This is a genomic window from Streptomyces sp. NPDC058371 (assembly GCF_042723265.1).
Lineage (GTDB): Bacteria > Actinomycetota > Actinomycetes > Streptomycetales > Streptomycetaceae > Streptomyces.
Window position 1 is genome coordinate 1 of sequence record NZ_JBHXJC010000021.1, and the last position, 14,659, is coordinate 14,659.

General features: G+C 72.4%; 12 protein-coding genes and 1 pseudogene. 10 read left to right on the plus strand and 3 right to left on the minus strand.

Translation table 11 applies throughout. The features are described from left to right. Window positions 1-143 precede the first annotated feature (143 nt). Genes ACFWM2_RS37320 through ACFWM2_RS37330 form a run of 3 tightly spaced genes read right to left on the minus strand, consistent with a single transcriptional unit; the run spans window position 144 to window position 2,639 of the window. On the minus strand, window positions 144-899 hold the full coding sequence (locus ACFWM2_RS37320) for a 4'-phosphopantetheinyl transferase superfamily protein (RefSeq protein ID WP_383290065.1): 756 nt from the start codon (window positions 897-899) through the stop codon (window positions 144-146). Window positions 900-912: 13 nt separating this feature from the next. After that, window positions 913-2,391 carry a class I adenylate-forming enzyme family protein gene (locus tag ACFWM2_RS37325; protein ID WP_383290068.1) on the minus strand — a complete coding sequence of 493 codons (1,479 nt, stop codon included), beginning with the start codon at window positions 2,389-2,391 and terminating at the stop codon, window positions 913-915. After that, complete coding sequence (locus tag ACFWM2_RS37330; RefSeq protein ID WP_383289774.1) at window positions 2,391-2,639, minus strand: acyl carrier protein; 249 nt, start codon at window positions 2,637-2,639, stop codon at window positions 2,391-2,393. The genes ACFWM2_RS37325 and ACFWM2_RS37330 overlap by 1 nt, the downstream gene beginning before the upstream one ends. A 323-nt stretch (window positions 2,640-2,962) precedes the next feature. Here ACFWM2_RS37330 and paaA point away from each other — a divergent pair. The 10 genes and pseudogenes from paaA to ACFWM2_RS37380 form a co-directional block, all read left to right on the plus strand. After that, a pseudogene (gene paaA / locus ACFWM2_RS37335) lies at window positions 2,963-3,997 on the plus strand (1,2-phenylacetyl-CoA epoxidase subunit PaaA); the annotation flags it as partial. Between the two features lie 200 nt (window positions 3,998-4,197). Then, a complete protein-coding gene (gene paaB / locus ACFWM2_RS37340; protein ID WP_383289777.1) occupies window positions 4,198-4,500 on the plus strand; it encodes a 1,2-phenylacetyl-CoA epoxidase subunit PaaB in 303 nt (100 codons plus the stop codon). Beyond that, entirely contained in the window at window positions 4,493-5,296 is an 804-nt protein-coding gene (paaC, locus tag ACFWM2_RS37345; RefSeq protein WP_383289780.1) for a 1,2-phenylacetyl-CoA epoxidase subunit PaaC, read from the plus strand. Before paaB ends, paaC begins: the two co-directional genes overlap by 8 nt. Next, window positions 5,293-5,808 (plus strand): 1,2-phenylacetyl-CoA epoxidase subunit PaaD, encoded by a 516-nt coding sequence (gene paaD / locus ACFWM2_RS37350; protein WP_383289783.1) that lies wholly within the window; start codon window positions 5,293-5,295, stop codon window positions 5,806-5,808. Before paaC ends, paaD begins: the two co-directional genes overlap by 4 nt. Window positions 5,809-5,817: 9 nt before the next feature. Beyond that, window positions 5,818-6,942, plus strand: coding sequence for a 2Fe-2S iron-sulfur cluster-binding protein (locus ACFWM2_RS37355; protein WP_383289786.1), 1,125 nt, complete (start codon window positions 5,818-5,820; stop codon window positions 6,940-6,942). Between the two features lie 46 nt (window positions 6,943-6,988). After that, window positions 6,989-7,759, plus strand: coding sequence for an SDR family oxidoreductase (locus tag ACFWM2_RS37360; protein WP_383289789.1), 771 nt, complete (start codon window positions 6,989-6,991; stop codon window positions 7,757-7,759). A gap of 91 nt (window positions 7,760-7,850) precedes the next feature. Next, window positions 7,851-8,699 carry a tryptophan 2,3-dioxygenase gene (locus ACFWM2_RS37365; protein WP_383289792.1) on the plus strand — a complete coding sequence of 283 codons (849 nt, stop codon included), beginning with the start codon at window positions 7,851-7,853 and terminating at the stop codon, window positions 8,697-8,699. After that, window positions 8,689-9,543 (plus strand): alpha/beta hydrolase, encoded by an 855-nt coding sequence (locus tag ACFWM2_RS37370; RefSeq protein ID WP_383289795.1) that lies wholly within the window; start codon window positions 8,689-8,691, stop codon window positions 9,541-9,543. The genes ACFWM2_RS37365 and ACFWM2_RS37370 overlap by 11 nt, the downstream gene beginning before the upstream one ends. Next, a complete protein-coding gene (gene kynU / locus ACFWM2_RS37375) occupies window positions 9,540-10,790 on the plus strand; it encodes a kynureninase (RefSeq protein WP_383289798.1) in 1,251 nt (416 codons plus the stop codon). Before ACFWM2_RS37370 ends, kynU begins: the two co-directional genes overlap by 4 nt. A 337-nt stretch (window positions 10,791-11,127) precedes the next feature. Continuing rightward, complete coding sequence (locus ACFWM2_RS37380) at window positions 11,128-14,040, plus strand: ATP-binding protein (RefSeq protein WP_383289801.1); 2,913 nt, start codon at window positions 11,128-11,130, stop codon at window positions 14,038-14,040. The last annotated feature ends 619 nt before the right edge of the window (window positions 14,041-14,659 follow it).

Below are 14,659 nucleotides of genomic sequence, written 5' to 3' on the forward strand. Positions count from 1 at the left end.
ACCGTTTTGCCAACAACAACAAACCCCGCGGGGGAAATGGGGGTGGGGGGGGGACCGGGGGGGGGGGGAGGGGGGGGGGGTGGGGGGGGGGGGCCGGGAAACGTTCCCCCCCCCCCCCACCACGAGTGGGTCCTGTGCCCGCCTTACGGGCACACCCAGCTGAACACGCCCCCGGCAACCGTACGGACGTGGACTTCGACGCCTCGGCCGTCAGTGCCGGGCGCGTCGAGTCCCGCGTTCGCGCCACCGACGCGGACCCGAACGCGGAAGCCGTCCGCGGTGGCTACGGCCCGCAGGTCGCGCAGGGTTCCGGGCTGCCCCGGCACTCCCGCACCGGAGACGCCCGCGCCATGGACGCGGTGCGCGGGGGTGCCGTACAGGGCCTTCCAGGCGGCTTCCTTGGCGGAGAAGAGGGCCAGCAGCCGGTCGCGCGCGAGGGCGGGTCCGGCGGCGTGCAGCCTTTCCTCCTCGTCCTCGCGCAGCACCAACCTGGCTGCTCCGCGCGGCAGTTCGCGCAGTTCCAGGTCGCAGCCCGGCGCACCGGGGCGTCCGGGCGCACGCGCCACCGCCACCGCGAGGCCCGCGTTGTGCGTGATCGACGCCGACCGGCCCGGCGGGAAGACGGGCAGCCGTCCGGACCGCGGGATGTCACCGCACTCGAGTCCCACCGCACGCAGTGCGCGCCGGGCGGCGAGCCGTCCGGCCAGGAACTCCTGTGCACGGCGCGGGATCATGCCCGCGGCCGCGGCCGCCTCGCCGGGCCCGGCAGGACGCGCCGCCGGGTCCGCCTGCGAGGCGATGCCCAGACCGAGGCCCACGGCGGCGAGCGTCGCCCGCAGCCGCTCCAACTCCTCCACCGCATGAGCCACTTGTACGAGGTCGACGCGCCCGTGCGGCATTGTGTCCACGGCGTCAGGCCCGCAGCAGCTTCTTGATGATCTTCCCGGCCGGATTGCGCGGCACCTGCTCGATGAACTCGATGCGCCGGGGCCGCTTGTAGGGCGCGAGGTTCGCCGCGACATGTCCGAGCAGGGTGGCCGCGGCGGTGCCCTCCTCGGCGACGACGTACGCGAGCGGGACCTCGCCGTAGTCCTCGTCGTCCGTGCCGACCACGGCCGCGTCCAGGACGGCCGGGTGGGTCATGAGGACGCGTTCGATCTCCGAGGGGTACACGTTCTGGCCCGCCCGGATGATGAGGTCCTTGCTGCGGTCGACGAGGTGGATACGACCGTCCTCGTCGACGAAACCGAGGTCGCCGGTGAGGATCCAGCCGTCGAGGGTGACCTCACGGGTGGCCTCGGGGTCGTTCCAGTAGCCCTGCATGGTGCCCGGTCCGCGGACCACGATCTCGCCGATCTCCCCGCGCGGCGCTTCCCGGCCCTCCGTGTCCACGGCACGCGCCGACATGCCCGGGACGACACGTCCGCACGGGATGCGCGCGCTCACGTCGCCGGGGACGGGGTGCTCGTCGGGTCCGAGGGTCACGAACGGGCCGCCCACCTCCGTCATGCCGTACACCTGACGGAAGCCGCAGCCCAGGCGGTCCACGGCGTCGGCGTACACGTCGAGCGGCATCGGGGCAGCGCCGTAGAGGATCTCCCGCAGGGACGACAGGTCGGTGCTGTGCGAGCTCTTGGCCTGGAGCATGAAGCGCAGCATCTGCGGGACCAGCCACATGTGCGTGGCGCGGTGCCGTTCGACGGCGGCGAGAGCGCGCTGGGGCGTGAAGCCGGGCATCAGCACCACGGTGGCGCCGGCGGCCATGTAGGTGAGGGACACGACCATGCTGCCGTGGTAGAGCGGGCAGCAGTTGACCATCACGATGTCGTCGGTGGGGCGGGCCAGCACCAGCCAGCCGAGCGCGATGGCCCGGAACGACGCCTCGTCGACGGTGACGCCCTTGGCCTGGCCCGTGGTCGCCGAGGTGTGCAGCACCGCGATCGGCGCCGTGTCGGGCACTTCGGGCAGGGGGGTCGGCCGGGCCACCGTGCCCAGCGCGTCGAACACCGGCTTGTCCAGTGCGAGCCGGATCCGCACCGACGCAGGCAGTGAGGCGTGCCGGTCCAGCAGGTCGGACTCGCCGAACACGGCGACGGCGCCGACCCGTTCGATGATCCCGGCCACCTCGGGGAGCGCCAGGCTGTGGTTGAGCGGCACGAACACCGCGCCGAGTCGCGCCAGTGCGAAGTAGCTCTCCAGCACCTCGATCCGGTCCTGGGAGAGCACCGCGACCCGGTCACCGCGCTCGATGCCGAGTTCGGCCAGTCCCCGGGCGAGTTCGGCCGTGCGGTCGTGGAACTGGGCCCAGGTGACGCTGCGGCGTTCGTCGACGAGCGCGATGCGGTCCGGGAAGCACTGGCGGTTGCGCTCCACCAGCTGCGTCAGCCACATCACGCACCGCCGGAGGTACCGGCGACGGAGTGCTCGGAGACGAACCGCTCGTAGTCGGCGATCGTGTGCAGCTTCTCCATGTCCTCGGCCGTGATCTCCACACCCGTCCGCTGCTCGACGAGCAGGACCAGGCGTACGAGATCGCCGGAGTCGATGCCGCTGGCGGCGAGGTCGACGTCGTCACCGATGGTGTCGGCGTACTCGGCCGTGCCGGTGAGTTCGACCAGCAACGTCCTGATGGTGCTCATGGCGTCCCCTTTCGCTGTGCCGTGGCCGTCCGCCGTCCGGCCACGCCTGTGTGTCGCAGGAAGAAGAGGCGCCCGGCGCCTCGCACAATCCCCGGGCTCCCGGGTGACGTTCGTCACCCGGGGCCACGGCAGTCGTGGGGATAGCAAGGGCAGTGCGGGGCCTCTCTTCTCGGTGAGGGTTCTGCCCGCGGCAGGTGACGGACCGGCGGCGGGCGATCGCAAGTCGAGGGAGTGATGAGGGTGCTCAGGCAGTGCGTGCGGACCGGTGCCGCGGGCCGGTCCGGTCCCGGCACGGCGGGGACCGGACCGGGAGAGGGAACGGCATGAGCGCCGCACGGAGTACGGCCGAGGCGGCCACCGGCACGGAGGACGAACTCGGCGCCCGCTTCGAGGAGTTGCTGAGCGCGGGTGAGACCGTGGAGCCGCGGGACTGGATGCCCGACGGCTACCGCCGGATGCTGGTGCGTCAGATCGCCCAGCACGCCCATTCCGAGATCATCGGCATGCAGCCGGAGGGCGGTTGGCTGACCCGGGCGCCTTCCCTGCACCGCAAGTCGGTGCTGATCGCGAAGGTCCAGGACGAGGCGGGCCACGGCCTGTACCTGTACTCCGCCGCCGAGACCCTGGGCGTGGACCGGGCCGAGCTGCTGGACGCCCTGCACCGGGGGCAGCAGCGCTATGCGGCCACCTTCAACCACCCCGCGCTCACCTGGGCCGACACCGGTGCCATCGCCTGGCTGACGGACGGGGCCGCGGTGATCAACCAGGCACCGCTCTGCCAGACCTCGTACGGGCCCTATGCCCGCGCGATGCGCCGGGTCTGCCAGGAGGAGGCGTTCCACGTACGCCAGGGCTACGACCTGCTGCGGTCACTGTGCGAAGGGACGCCCGCGCAGCGGGAGATGGCCCAGGACGCGGTGAACCGCTGGTGGCTGCCTGCCGTGGCGCTCATGTTCGGGCCGCCCGACACCGTCGCGGGCGGCGCCGACGCACGCACCGCCGCGCTCGGCGCGGCCGTCTCCCGCCGCGCCATCGCCTGGGGCATCAAACGGCACACCAACGACGAGCTGCGCCGGCGCTTCGTCGACCACTGCGTGCCGCAGGCCGAACGCCTCGGGCTGACCCTTCCCGATCCGAACATCCGCTGGAACGAGGAGCACGGGCACTACGACTTCGGCCCGATCGACTGGGAGGTCTACCGCAGCGCGCTCGGCGACGACTCGCACTGCGCACGCCGGCGCCTCAGTCACCGGGTCGCGGCGCACGAGGACGGGACGTGGGTACGGGAGGCGGCCGCCGCGTACGCCGCCCGCGAGGATGCGGACGCCGACCTCGCGGAGCGGTCTGCGACCGGCGCGCCCACGGACCCGGGCCTTGCCGGGCAGCCAACAGTCGGCGCGCACACGGGCACCGATCTCGCGAAGCAGCCGACGACCGACGGGCCCCCGCCCAGGGGCCTCGCGGACCAGCCGACAGCCGGCACTCAGACGGACACGGACCGCGCCGAGCAGTCGACGCCCGGCGGGCCCGAGGCCGCGCGTACGAAGGGGTCGGTCGTATGAGCCGTACGACGGAAGGCGCCGCGGGGTCCTGGGAGGTCTTCCTGCGGCCGCGCAGGGGGCTGTCGCACCAGCACGTGGGATCGGTGCGCGCCGCCGACGCCGACATGGCGCTCGCGCACGCCCGCGACCTCTACACCCGGCGAGGCGATCCCCTGTCGCTGTGGGTGGTCCGCTCGGACGCGGTGCACGCCGCGTCCCCCGACGAACGCGACCCGTTCTTCAGCAACGCCCCGCACAAGCCCTACCGGTATCCCGAGCAGTACACACCCCTGGTGGACGGAGGTGACGACGATGACTGAGACACGTGACGCGGGCACCCCGGCGCGGTCCGCTCCCGGCACCGTGCCGGCAGATCTCGCCCGGTTCACCCTCTGCCTCGGCGACGACGCCCTCGTCCTGGGCCAGCGACTGTGCCAGTGGATCACGCGGGCACCGAGCATCGAGGAGGACCTGGCGCTGTCCAACATCGCCCTCGACCTCATCGGTCACGCCCGCGTCCTCCTCGCGTGGAGCGGACGGCTGGACGGCAGCGGGCGTTCCGAGGACGATCTCGCCTTCGGCCGCACGGAACGCGAGTTCCGCAACGCTCTGCTCACTGAGCTGCCCAACGGCGACTTCGCCGTGACCGTGGCCCGGCAGCTGACGTACACGCACTACGCGGTGCTGCTCTACGAGGCACTGGCCGACTGCGCGGACCCGGATCTGGCGGCGTTCGCGGTACGGGCCGCGAAGGAGATCGGCTACCACCGGCTGCATGCCGACAACTGGACGCTGCGCCTGGGGCTGGGCACGGCCGAGAGCAGGCGGCGCATGCAGGCGGGCCTGGAGCTCGTGTGGCCGTACACGCCCGAGCTGTTCGACGAGGACGACGTGCTGCGCCGGCTCGTGGCGGCCGGGACCGTCCCGTCGCCGCGTCTGCTGCACCCGTCGTGGCAGGAGCGCGTCGGTTCGGTCGTCGCGCGGGCGGGACTCTCCGTACCGGCGCCCACCTGGCAGGCGAGCGGAGGCCGGGAGGGTCTGCACACCGAGGAGTTCGCCCCGCTGATCGCCGAAATGCAGTCGGTGCACCGGCAGTTCCCCGGAGGTACCTGGTGACCGGCGCCGCCCGTCCGGGGCCCACGCCGCCGGCCGCTCTCACGGAGGTACGGGCCCGCGTGGAGGCGCTGCCGGATCCGGAACTCCCGATGATCAGCCTGGGCGAACTCGGCGTGATCCAGGCGGTCGCCGTCGGGGCCGACGGGAGTGTGGAGGTGGCGGTCACGCCCACGTTCCTGGGCTGCCCGGCACTGGCCGCCATCAACTCCTCGGTCGAGGACGTCCTCAGGGAGTGCGGTCACGCCGACGGGCGGGTGCGTACGGTCCTGGCGCCGGCCTGGACCACGGAACGCATCACGGCGTCGGGCCGCGACAAGCTCGCCGCCCACGGCATCGCACCGCCCGCCCCCGCGGGCGCCCCCGGACCGGTGCGTCTGGGGCTCGGCGTGCCCTGCCCGCACTGCGGATCAGGTGCCACCCGGCCGCACAGCGCGTTCGGCCCGGCCCGCTGCCAGTCGATGCTGCGGTGCACGGCCTGCCAGGAAACCTTCCCGTACATGACGGCGATGTGAGGTGACGGCATGAACACAGCCCCCGTTGCCCAGCACACCGGCCCGGACGAGGTGCGTGACACCTCGGCCCGCCGCACCGGCTGGTTCCGGCTGCCGGTCACCGGAGTGGACCGCCTGGCCGCGGACACGGTGGCCATCACGCTGGACGTCCCCGACGCGCTGGCGGAGACCTTCGCGCACCGGCCCGGGCAGCACGTCGTCGTCCGGCACCGCCGGCCCGGCGGTGAACTGCGCCGCAGCTACTCGGTGTGTCCGCCGCCCGACGATCCGGCGGCCCTGCGCGTGGTCGTGAAGCGCAACAGCCCCGACGGCTTCGGCGCGTACGCGCTGTCCGCACTGGCGCGAGGCGACCGGCTCGAAGTCTCGCCCCCCGGCGGCCAGTTCGGCCTGCCGGACATCGCCGGAGGCCACCACGTCCTGGTCGCGGGTGGCTGCGGCATCACCCCGCTCGCCCCCATGGCCGGCGCGGCACTGCGTACGGATCCCGACTGCCGGGTGTCCCTCGTCCACGCGGTCCGCACGGCTCACGACGCCCTGCTGTCGGACGAACTCGCCGTCCTCAAGGACGCGTTCGTCGACCGCTTCACCGTCCTGTACGTCCTGTCGCGGGAGCGCAGGGAGAGCGAGCTGTTCTCCGGACGCATCGACCCGCCGAAGCTGCTGCGCCTGCTCGCACTGCTGGACGTCGCCCCGGGGCCTGCCACCTCGTTCTCGCTGTGCGGCCCGTACGGGCTGGTCGAGACGGTCCGTACGACGCTGACCGAGCGGGGCACGCCCCCGGAGGCCGTGCGCTCCGAGCTGTTCTCCGCCGCCGGGGCGCCGCCCGAGCCGGCGCCCGCCGCGGTGGACCACCGGCAGAGCCGGGTCACCTCGGTGCTCGGCGGCCGCACCAGTGTCGTCACCATGCAGTCGCAGGACGACGTGATCCTCGACGCCGTCCTGCGCCACCGCCCCGAAGTGCCGTACGCCTGCCGGGACGGCGTGTGCGGCAGCTGCCGGGCGAAGGTGGTGTCCGGCGCGGTGACGCTGGGCCGCCAGCACGCCCTCGACGCCGCCGACCTGGCCGCCGGCTACACGCTCGCCTGCCGGGCCCGGCCGCGCACCGACGACCTCACGCTCGACTTCGACGCCTGAGCGCCTCCGCGCCCCGGCCATCCGACTTACCTGTAAGGAGAGGACCTTGACCACCACTCTGCGGCATCAAGGCAGGACCGCCCTGGTCACCGGCGGCAGCCGTGGCATCGGCAAAGCCATCAGCCGGCGGCTGGCACGCGAGGGAGCCCTGGTCGCCGTGCACTACGGGTACGACCACACGGCGGCGGAGCGGACGGTCAAGGAGATCGAGGCGGACGGGGGCCGTGCGTTCGCCGTGCACGCCGAACTCGGTGTCGCCGGCGACGCGGACACCCTGTGGTCCGCGTTCGACCGCGAACTGGCCGCGCTGGGCGCGGAGTCCGGGCTCGACATCCTCGTCAACAACGCCGGCATCACTCTGCCGCGTTCCATCGAGCACGTCACCGAGGAGGACTACGACCGGGTGTTCGCCGTCAACACCCGGGCACCGTTCTTCGTCATCCAGCGCGCCCTGGAGCGACTGCGGGACGGCGGGCGGATCGTCACCATCTCCTCGGTGGCCACGCAGGTCGCGTTTCCCGCGATCATCGCCTACACGATGAGCAAGGGCGCTCTGGACACCCTCACCCTGGCGCTGGCCAAGGAGTTGGGGCCGCGCGGGATCACGGTGAACACGGTCGCGCCCGGCTTCACCGAGACGGAGATCAACCCGACGCTGAAGAACCCGGAGATCCGGCAGGCGTACTCCGCCGCCTCGGTGTTCAACCGGCTCGGTGCCCCCGCCGACATCGCCGACGTCGTGTCCTTCCTCGCCGGCGACGACGCCCGCTGGGTGACCGGCCAGTGGATCGACGCCAGCGGAGGCGTCCAGCTCTGACGGCCGTCGTCGACGCCCCGGCACCGCCCCCGCGCACGGCGGGCCCCCACATCGTCCGCCTCTCCCGCGGAGGCGGTTTCTAGGAGTTCTGATGAAAGACGGCACGTCCGCACTCGCGGATCTGTCCCTGGACGATCCGCTGACCCAGCCCTTCCACGGCGCGAGCCCCTACGACGAGTACGTCCACGCGTCGGTCCTCAACGCGCTCCAGCAACCCCTCACCGAAGCCGCGGACGAGATGGGCTTCCTGGTCACCACCCAGGTGATGGAGCTGTGGTTCACCCTGATCGTGCACGAGTGGCGCGTGGCCCGGGAGGCGTTCGCCAAGGACGACCTGGACGCGGCCATGGACGCGCTGGCGCGCAGCCGGCGCGCGGTGCACGCGCTCGTCGACTCCTGGCAGCCCATCGCGGCGCTGACGCCGGTTCAGTTCAACGGCTTCCGGGTCGCGTTCGGCAAGGCCTCCGGCTTCCAGTCGGCGATGTACCGGCATCTGGAGTTCCTGCTGGGCGAGAAGTCCGCCGCGCTGGTCCGTGCCCACCAGGGCGACCCGGCGGTGCACGAGGCACTGCGCGAGGCACACCGCGAGCCATCGCTCTACGACGAGGTCCTGCTGTTCCTGCACCGCCGGGGCCTGCCGGTCCCCGAGCACGTCCGCGAACGAGACGTCTCCGAGCCGTATGTGTCGGATCCGGGCGTGGTCGAGGTGTGGCGCCAGGTCTACGCCGGCCGGCAGCACGATCCGCTGCTCGCGCTCGGCGAGATGCTGACCGGGATCGCCGAAGCGGTCGCGCGCTGGCGGTTCGACCACGTGATGGTGGTGCGCCGCGCGATGGGCGCCAAGTCCGGCACCGCCGGCTCCACGGGGCTGGCCTGGCTGGAACAGCGCTCCAGCCGCCTGGTGTTCCCCGACCTGTGGGCGGCCCGCGGTGAGGTCTAGGGAGATCTCCGCGTTCGCCGCGGAGGAGGAGAAGCGCGTCCTGAGCCTGCGGCCCGTCCTGGCCCCGCAGCACAGCTCGTACGGCGACCACCCGCATCAGGTGTACGACGCCTGGCCGGCCGACGATCCGGACGCGCCCCTGGTGATCCTGCTGCACGGCGGGTACTGGCGCTACGACCGGATGCATCTGACCCCGTTCGCCGCGTACCTGTCCCGGCAGGGGTTCTCCGTGCTGCTGCCGGGGTTCCGCAGGTCGGGCGGCGAGGGCGGCTACCCGGAGACCTTCGACGACATCACGCGGATCGTGGACACCCTGCCCGAGGGCCGGCCGTACGTGCTGGCCGGTCACTGCTCCGGCGGTCATCTCGCGCTGTGGTGCGCGGCCCGCGGGCTGCTGCCGCAGGACTCTCCCTGGTACTCGGCTCAACTGCCGCCCGCCGTCCTGGCCCTCGCGCCGCTGACCGACCTGGACGCGACACGCCGTGACGGGCTGAGCGAAGGAGCGGCTCTGCAACTCCTGGGCGGGGAAACCCGGTTCGAGGCCCGGTTGCCGCTCGTCGATCCGCTCACCCTGCTCAAGGACGCCGGTTCGACGGGCGTACGCACCGTGCTGCTGCACGGCGAGGTGGACGAAGAGGTACCGCTGTCGCAGTTCGCGGACTACGCGGCCGTCCACCGTGACCTGGAGACCGTGGTCCTGCCGGGAACCGGGCACTACACCCTGATCGAGCCGGGCGCCCCGGCGGCCGAGGCCGTCGCGGACACGCTGCGGCGCCTGTCCGGCGAGCGGGGCGCGGTGCGTCCGCCGGCCGAGGACGAACCTGAGGAGACCGGACAGCCGTGACGACCGCTTCCCCCGCCCTGGACGAACTGGCCGCGACCCTCGACGCCGACGATCCTCTCGCACCGGTCAGGGAACGCTTTCTGCTCCCCGAAGGTCTCGTCTATCTGGACGGCAACTCCCTGGGCCCCCTGCCGGCAGCGGTGCCGCCGGTCCTGGCCGACGTCGTGCACCAGCAGTGGGGCACCGATCTGATCCGGTCGTGGAACGACCACGCCTGGTGGCAGGCCCCGCTCCGGGTCGGGGACGCCATCGGCCGGCTCATCGGCGCCGGTCCGGGGCAGACGGTGGCGGGCGACTCCACGAGTGTGCAGCTGTTCACCGCGCTCAGTGCCGCGACGGGACTGCGTCCGGGGCGCTCGTTGCTGATCACCGACCCGGGGCACTTCCCCACCGACCGCTACCTGGCGGATTCAGTGGCCCGGCTGCACGGTCTGCGCGTACGCCATGTGGCGCCCGGCGACCTCGAAGGGTTCCTGGCCACCGAGGGCGACGACGTCGCCGTCGTCAGCTACTCCCCCGTCGACTACCGGACCGGCGAACTCCACGACATGGAGTCGCTGACACGCGCCACGCACCGGGCCGGCGCGCTCGTCCTGTGGGACCTGTGCCACGCGGCCGGGGCCCTGCCCCTGCATCTGGACGGCCTCGGAGTCGACTTCGCGGTCGGCTGCGGCTACAAGTTCCTCTCCGGCGGCCCGGGCGCACCCGCATTCCTGTACGCGGCCCGCCGCCATCTCGACGTCTGGCGGACACCGCTGAGCGGCTGGACCGGCCACGCCGATCCCTTCGGGCTCCCGCAGGACTACAGCCCGGCACCGGGTGTCGCCCAGGCCCGTATCGGGACCCCGCCCATCCTGTCCCTGCTCGCCCTCGAAGCCGCGCTGAGTGTCTTCGACGGCATCGACATGGCACAGGTCCGCGCCAAGAGCCTCTCGCTGACGGGGTTCTTCCTCCGCTGCGCCGAGGACATGCTGACGGAGCTGGGCTTCGAACCGGTCACGCCGCCCGACCCCGCCCGCCGCGCCAGTCAGGTCGCGCTGCGCCATCCGCACGCCTACGGACTGATCAGGTCACTGGCGGACCAGGGCGTCGTCGCCGACATGCGCGCCCCGGACCTGCTCCGGTTCGGCGTCAACGCGCTGTACACCTCCCATCAGGACATGCTCACGGCCGCCGTCCGGCTTCGACAGACGGCGGCCACCGGCGCCTACGACCCGTCCCCCGCGGGAGCAGGGACGGTGACCTGAGGTCCTTCGCACCGTCCGGCCCGGCGTGTCGCGAGGCGATATGCCCGAACACTCCGGAGATGTCATCGACCGCTCCCGTCACACCGCACCGACGGGAGCGCTCGCCGAGCGGAGTGGCTCCCTCGCCCCACCCCTTCTTGCCCCCCAAGAAGTGGATTTGGTGAGGGAATTGGGGAAGATTGCCGAAGCACCCACGACGGACCCGGGTTAGGCTTCCCGGATCCGTCGAGTACCACCCGCTGCCGCCGTATGACCAACGGCCAGGTGCGTTCGACGATCCGGCGGGCCGATCACGGTGTTCGAGAGGTTCGCCTCCCGTCACCAGGGGGGACCGAACATGTGCAGCGCGGCCCGGCCGGACGACGCCGACGCGACGGGCCGGTGCCCGGACACGGTGCTCGTCGAGCGGGAGCGTGAGCTGTCCGTGCTCGCGGAACTGGTTCGGGCCACCGCTTCCGGCCGTCCGGGACTCGTCCTCCTCGAAGGGCCCGTGGGCATCGGCAAGAGCGCGCTGCTGCGGCAGCTGGCCGACGAGGGCCGAGCCGCGGGGCTACGGGTGCTCCAGGCGCGCGGCGACTCCATGGGGCGGGAGTATCCCTTCGGGGTGGTGCGCCGGCTGTTCGCCCCGCTCCTCGAAACCGCCGACGACACCGGCCCGTTGTGGCCGGCGCGGGCAGGCACGGTCGCGGACCGGCACCGGCCTGCGCCGGATGTGCCCGCTCCGCGCGGAAGCGGTACCCGCGGGGACGACGACGTATCGTACGGCGTACTGCTGGAGCTGCACCGGTTCGTCTGCCGTCGGGCGGCGCAGGAGCCGCTGCTCCTGCTGGTGGACGACGCCCAGCAGGCGGACTCGGCTTCGCTGCGATTCCTGGCGCACACGGCACGGCGGCTGGCCGGGCAGCCGGTGCTGCTGGCCCTGTCCCGGCGCACCGACACCGGTGTCCACCTGCCGCTGCTGGACGAGGTCGCGGCGCAGCCGCGGTGCCGGGTCCTGCGGCCACGGACGCTGGGCGGTGAGGGAGTCGCGCGGATCGTCCGGCAGATCACCGGCACCGACGACGAGAGGTTCCACAGCGCCTGTCTGGCGGCGACGAACGGCAACCCCCTGCTGGTCCGCGCCCTGTTGGCCGCTCTCCGGCACGAACGACAGCCGCCGACCGCGGAGAGCCTGGCCGACGTCGAGGGCGGCAGCACCGTCGCCCTGTTCAGCGAGCCGGTCCTGCGGGTGCTCCGAAAGGAATCGGCGGAGACCTTCGCTGCCGTGCAGGCGATGGCCGTGCTGGGTGACGGGGCGTCGCGTGAGATGTGCGCGCGGCTCGCCGGGCTGGACAGGGACGTGTTCCTGCAGGCGGTGCTCACCCTGGCGACCATCGGCCTGGTGACAGCCACGCTGGACGGGCGGGACTGGTCCTTCAGTCACGGCCTCGCCCAGGAGGCCGTACTGGCGGACATGCCGCCGGAGCGACGGGCCGGCGCGCACCGCCGGGCCGCGCGGCTGCTGCTGGACAGCGGAGCGCCTGCCGAGCAGGTGGCCCGGCACCTGCGCATGACCCGGACGCCGGCCACCGAGCCCTGGGCGGTCACCGTGCTGCGCGAGGCCGCCCACGAGGCCACCCTGCGAGGCGCCTTGTCACACGCCGTGGAACTGCTGCGGCTGTGCCTGCCGCAGGACACCGAGCCCGCAATCGATCCGGAGCTGCTGGTCGAACTGGGGCTCGCCGAAGCCCGGGTGGACACCCATGCCGGCATACGGCACCTGCGGCTGGCCCTGGAACGCGTCGGGGACGCGGGGCAGCGGGTGGCCGTACTCACCGCGCTGTCCAGCGCGTTGGTCCGCGCCGAGCAGACCGCGGAAGCGGTGAGTCTGCTCGCGGAGCACGAGGACGCGGTCGGCGCCGGCCGCGGCGAGAACGCGCAGCTGCTCCAGGCCCAGCGGCTCCTGCTGTCCGCCTGGGACCTGCGGTCCTTCCGAGAGGCGATGGACGGGGATTCGCTCGACCTCGGCCTGCCGGGCGACACACCGAGCGAGCGCGCCCTGCTCGCGACGCGGGCAGCCATCCGCGCCGCGCACATGGACCATGTGGATGAGGCGCTCTCGGCGGCGCGACGGTCCGTCGGGCAAGGATTCGTCGCATCCGACTCATGGGTGTTCCTGGCAACCGCAGCCACGGCGCTGCTCTACGCGGACCGGCCGGACGAGGCGGATCCGGTCTTCCGGCAGTTGATCGAAGCGGCCTCGGACACCCGGGCCGAACCGTCGTTCGTCACCCTGCGCACGTTGCACGCGGACGCCTCTCATCGGCTGGGCGACCTCCCCGAGGCGGTCGCCGAGACCGGCGCCGCCCTCGAATCGGCGCCCCCGGAACGGGCGGAGTTCATCTTCGCGCTGCCCTCCGCCATCCGCATCCACGCGCTCCTCGACCAGGGAGACGTCGCGGGGGCCGCCGACACCGCCGGCCGGGAGTTCGACCCGGCAGCCGCGGAGGGCTGGTCCTGGAACGAGTTGCTGGCCGCCCGTGGCCGCCTCCACCTGCTGCAGGGCCGGCCGGAGGCGGCGCTCGCGGACCTGACCGAGTGCGGCAACCGGCAGCGGGAGTGGCGTCGCACCAACCCGGTGGTGTCATCGTGGTGGTTCTGGGCCGGCACCACACACCTGACTCTGGGCGACACTCGCCGGGCTCGTGATCTGGCCGAGCAGGCGGTGTCCGCGGCCCGTTCGGCCGGCCTTCCCTCCGCACTGGGCACGGGCCTTGGACTGCTGGCCGCCACCTACGACAAGCGCGCGGGGCTGCCCCTGCTGGAGGAGGCGGAAGCGGTCCTCGCGGCGTCCCCGGCCGTACTGGAGCTGATTCGCGTGCAGGTCGCACGGGGCAGCGCGTTGCATGCCGCCGGGCACAAGGAGGCGGCACGGAAGGTCCTGCGGCCCGCCCTCGACAAGGCGTACGCGCTCGGCGCCCGCCCGCTGTACCGGCAGGCGCGCCAAGCCCTGTTGGCCACCGGTGCCCGGCCACGCCGCCCGGTGTCGAAGGTGCTGGTGTCCCTCACCCCCAGCGAGGCCGAGGTCGCCCGGCACGCCGCCGACGGCCGGAGCAATCTGGAGATCGCCGAGGCGCTGTTCGTCACCCGGCGCACGGTGGAGCTGCACTTGACGTCGATCTATCGCAAGCTGGGCCTGACCGGGCGGGGGGAGTTGCGTTCCGTGCTCGGCGAACCTGCTGCAGGCCACGGGAAGAACCGGCCGCTCTGAGAGGACACCCGGGCAGCATGCCTGAGCGCGTCGCACACGGGTCCGCCGAGCATGCACGGGCACGCAGAGCGGAGCGTGTTCGGGTTGCGCGTACATGAGCGCGTTCGGGTTGCGCATCATGCGCGTGTGCGGGTTGCGCATCATGCGCGTGTGCGGGTTGCGCATCATGCGCGTGCCGCAGAAGGAATCTGCGCACACATTCACGTACATCGCATAGCGACCCCACCATCGCCACAGTAGTAATCCGGACGAAACTGGCCTGATTGTCACCGAGTCGAAGGAGTTCCATATCGCCAGTCAACTTTCGGTTAACTTCGCCCAGGGGCCGAGCCGTAAACCGGCCACGCATCCGCTGCTTGGCCTTATGCGAATCGAACGCCACTCCATAAGGCGACCGATGTCACATTCCGTCAGAACGCCTCCGCACCCCGCGCGACCAGCGGATCGGCCGGGTGGATACGCCGGGTAACATGCCGATCCACACCGGAGAATGCCCGTTCACAGGCTGCGGGCTGTCTCCTTTCCGCCCGACTCCGGCGCCACCGCGCCTATTTCCGCTGCTGGTTGCTCAGCCCTGCGCCCTATGGTCTGCTGTTGGTGGAGAGTCAAGCACGGGCAG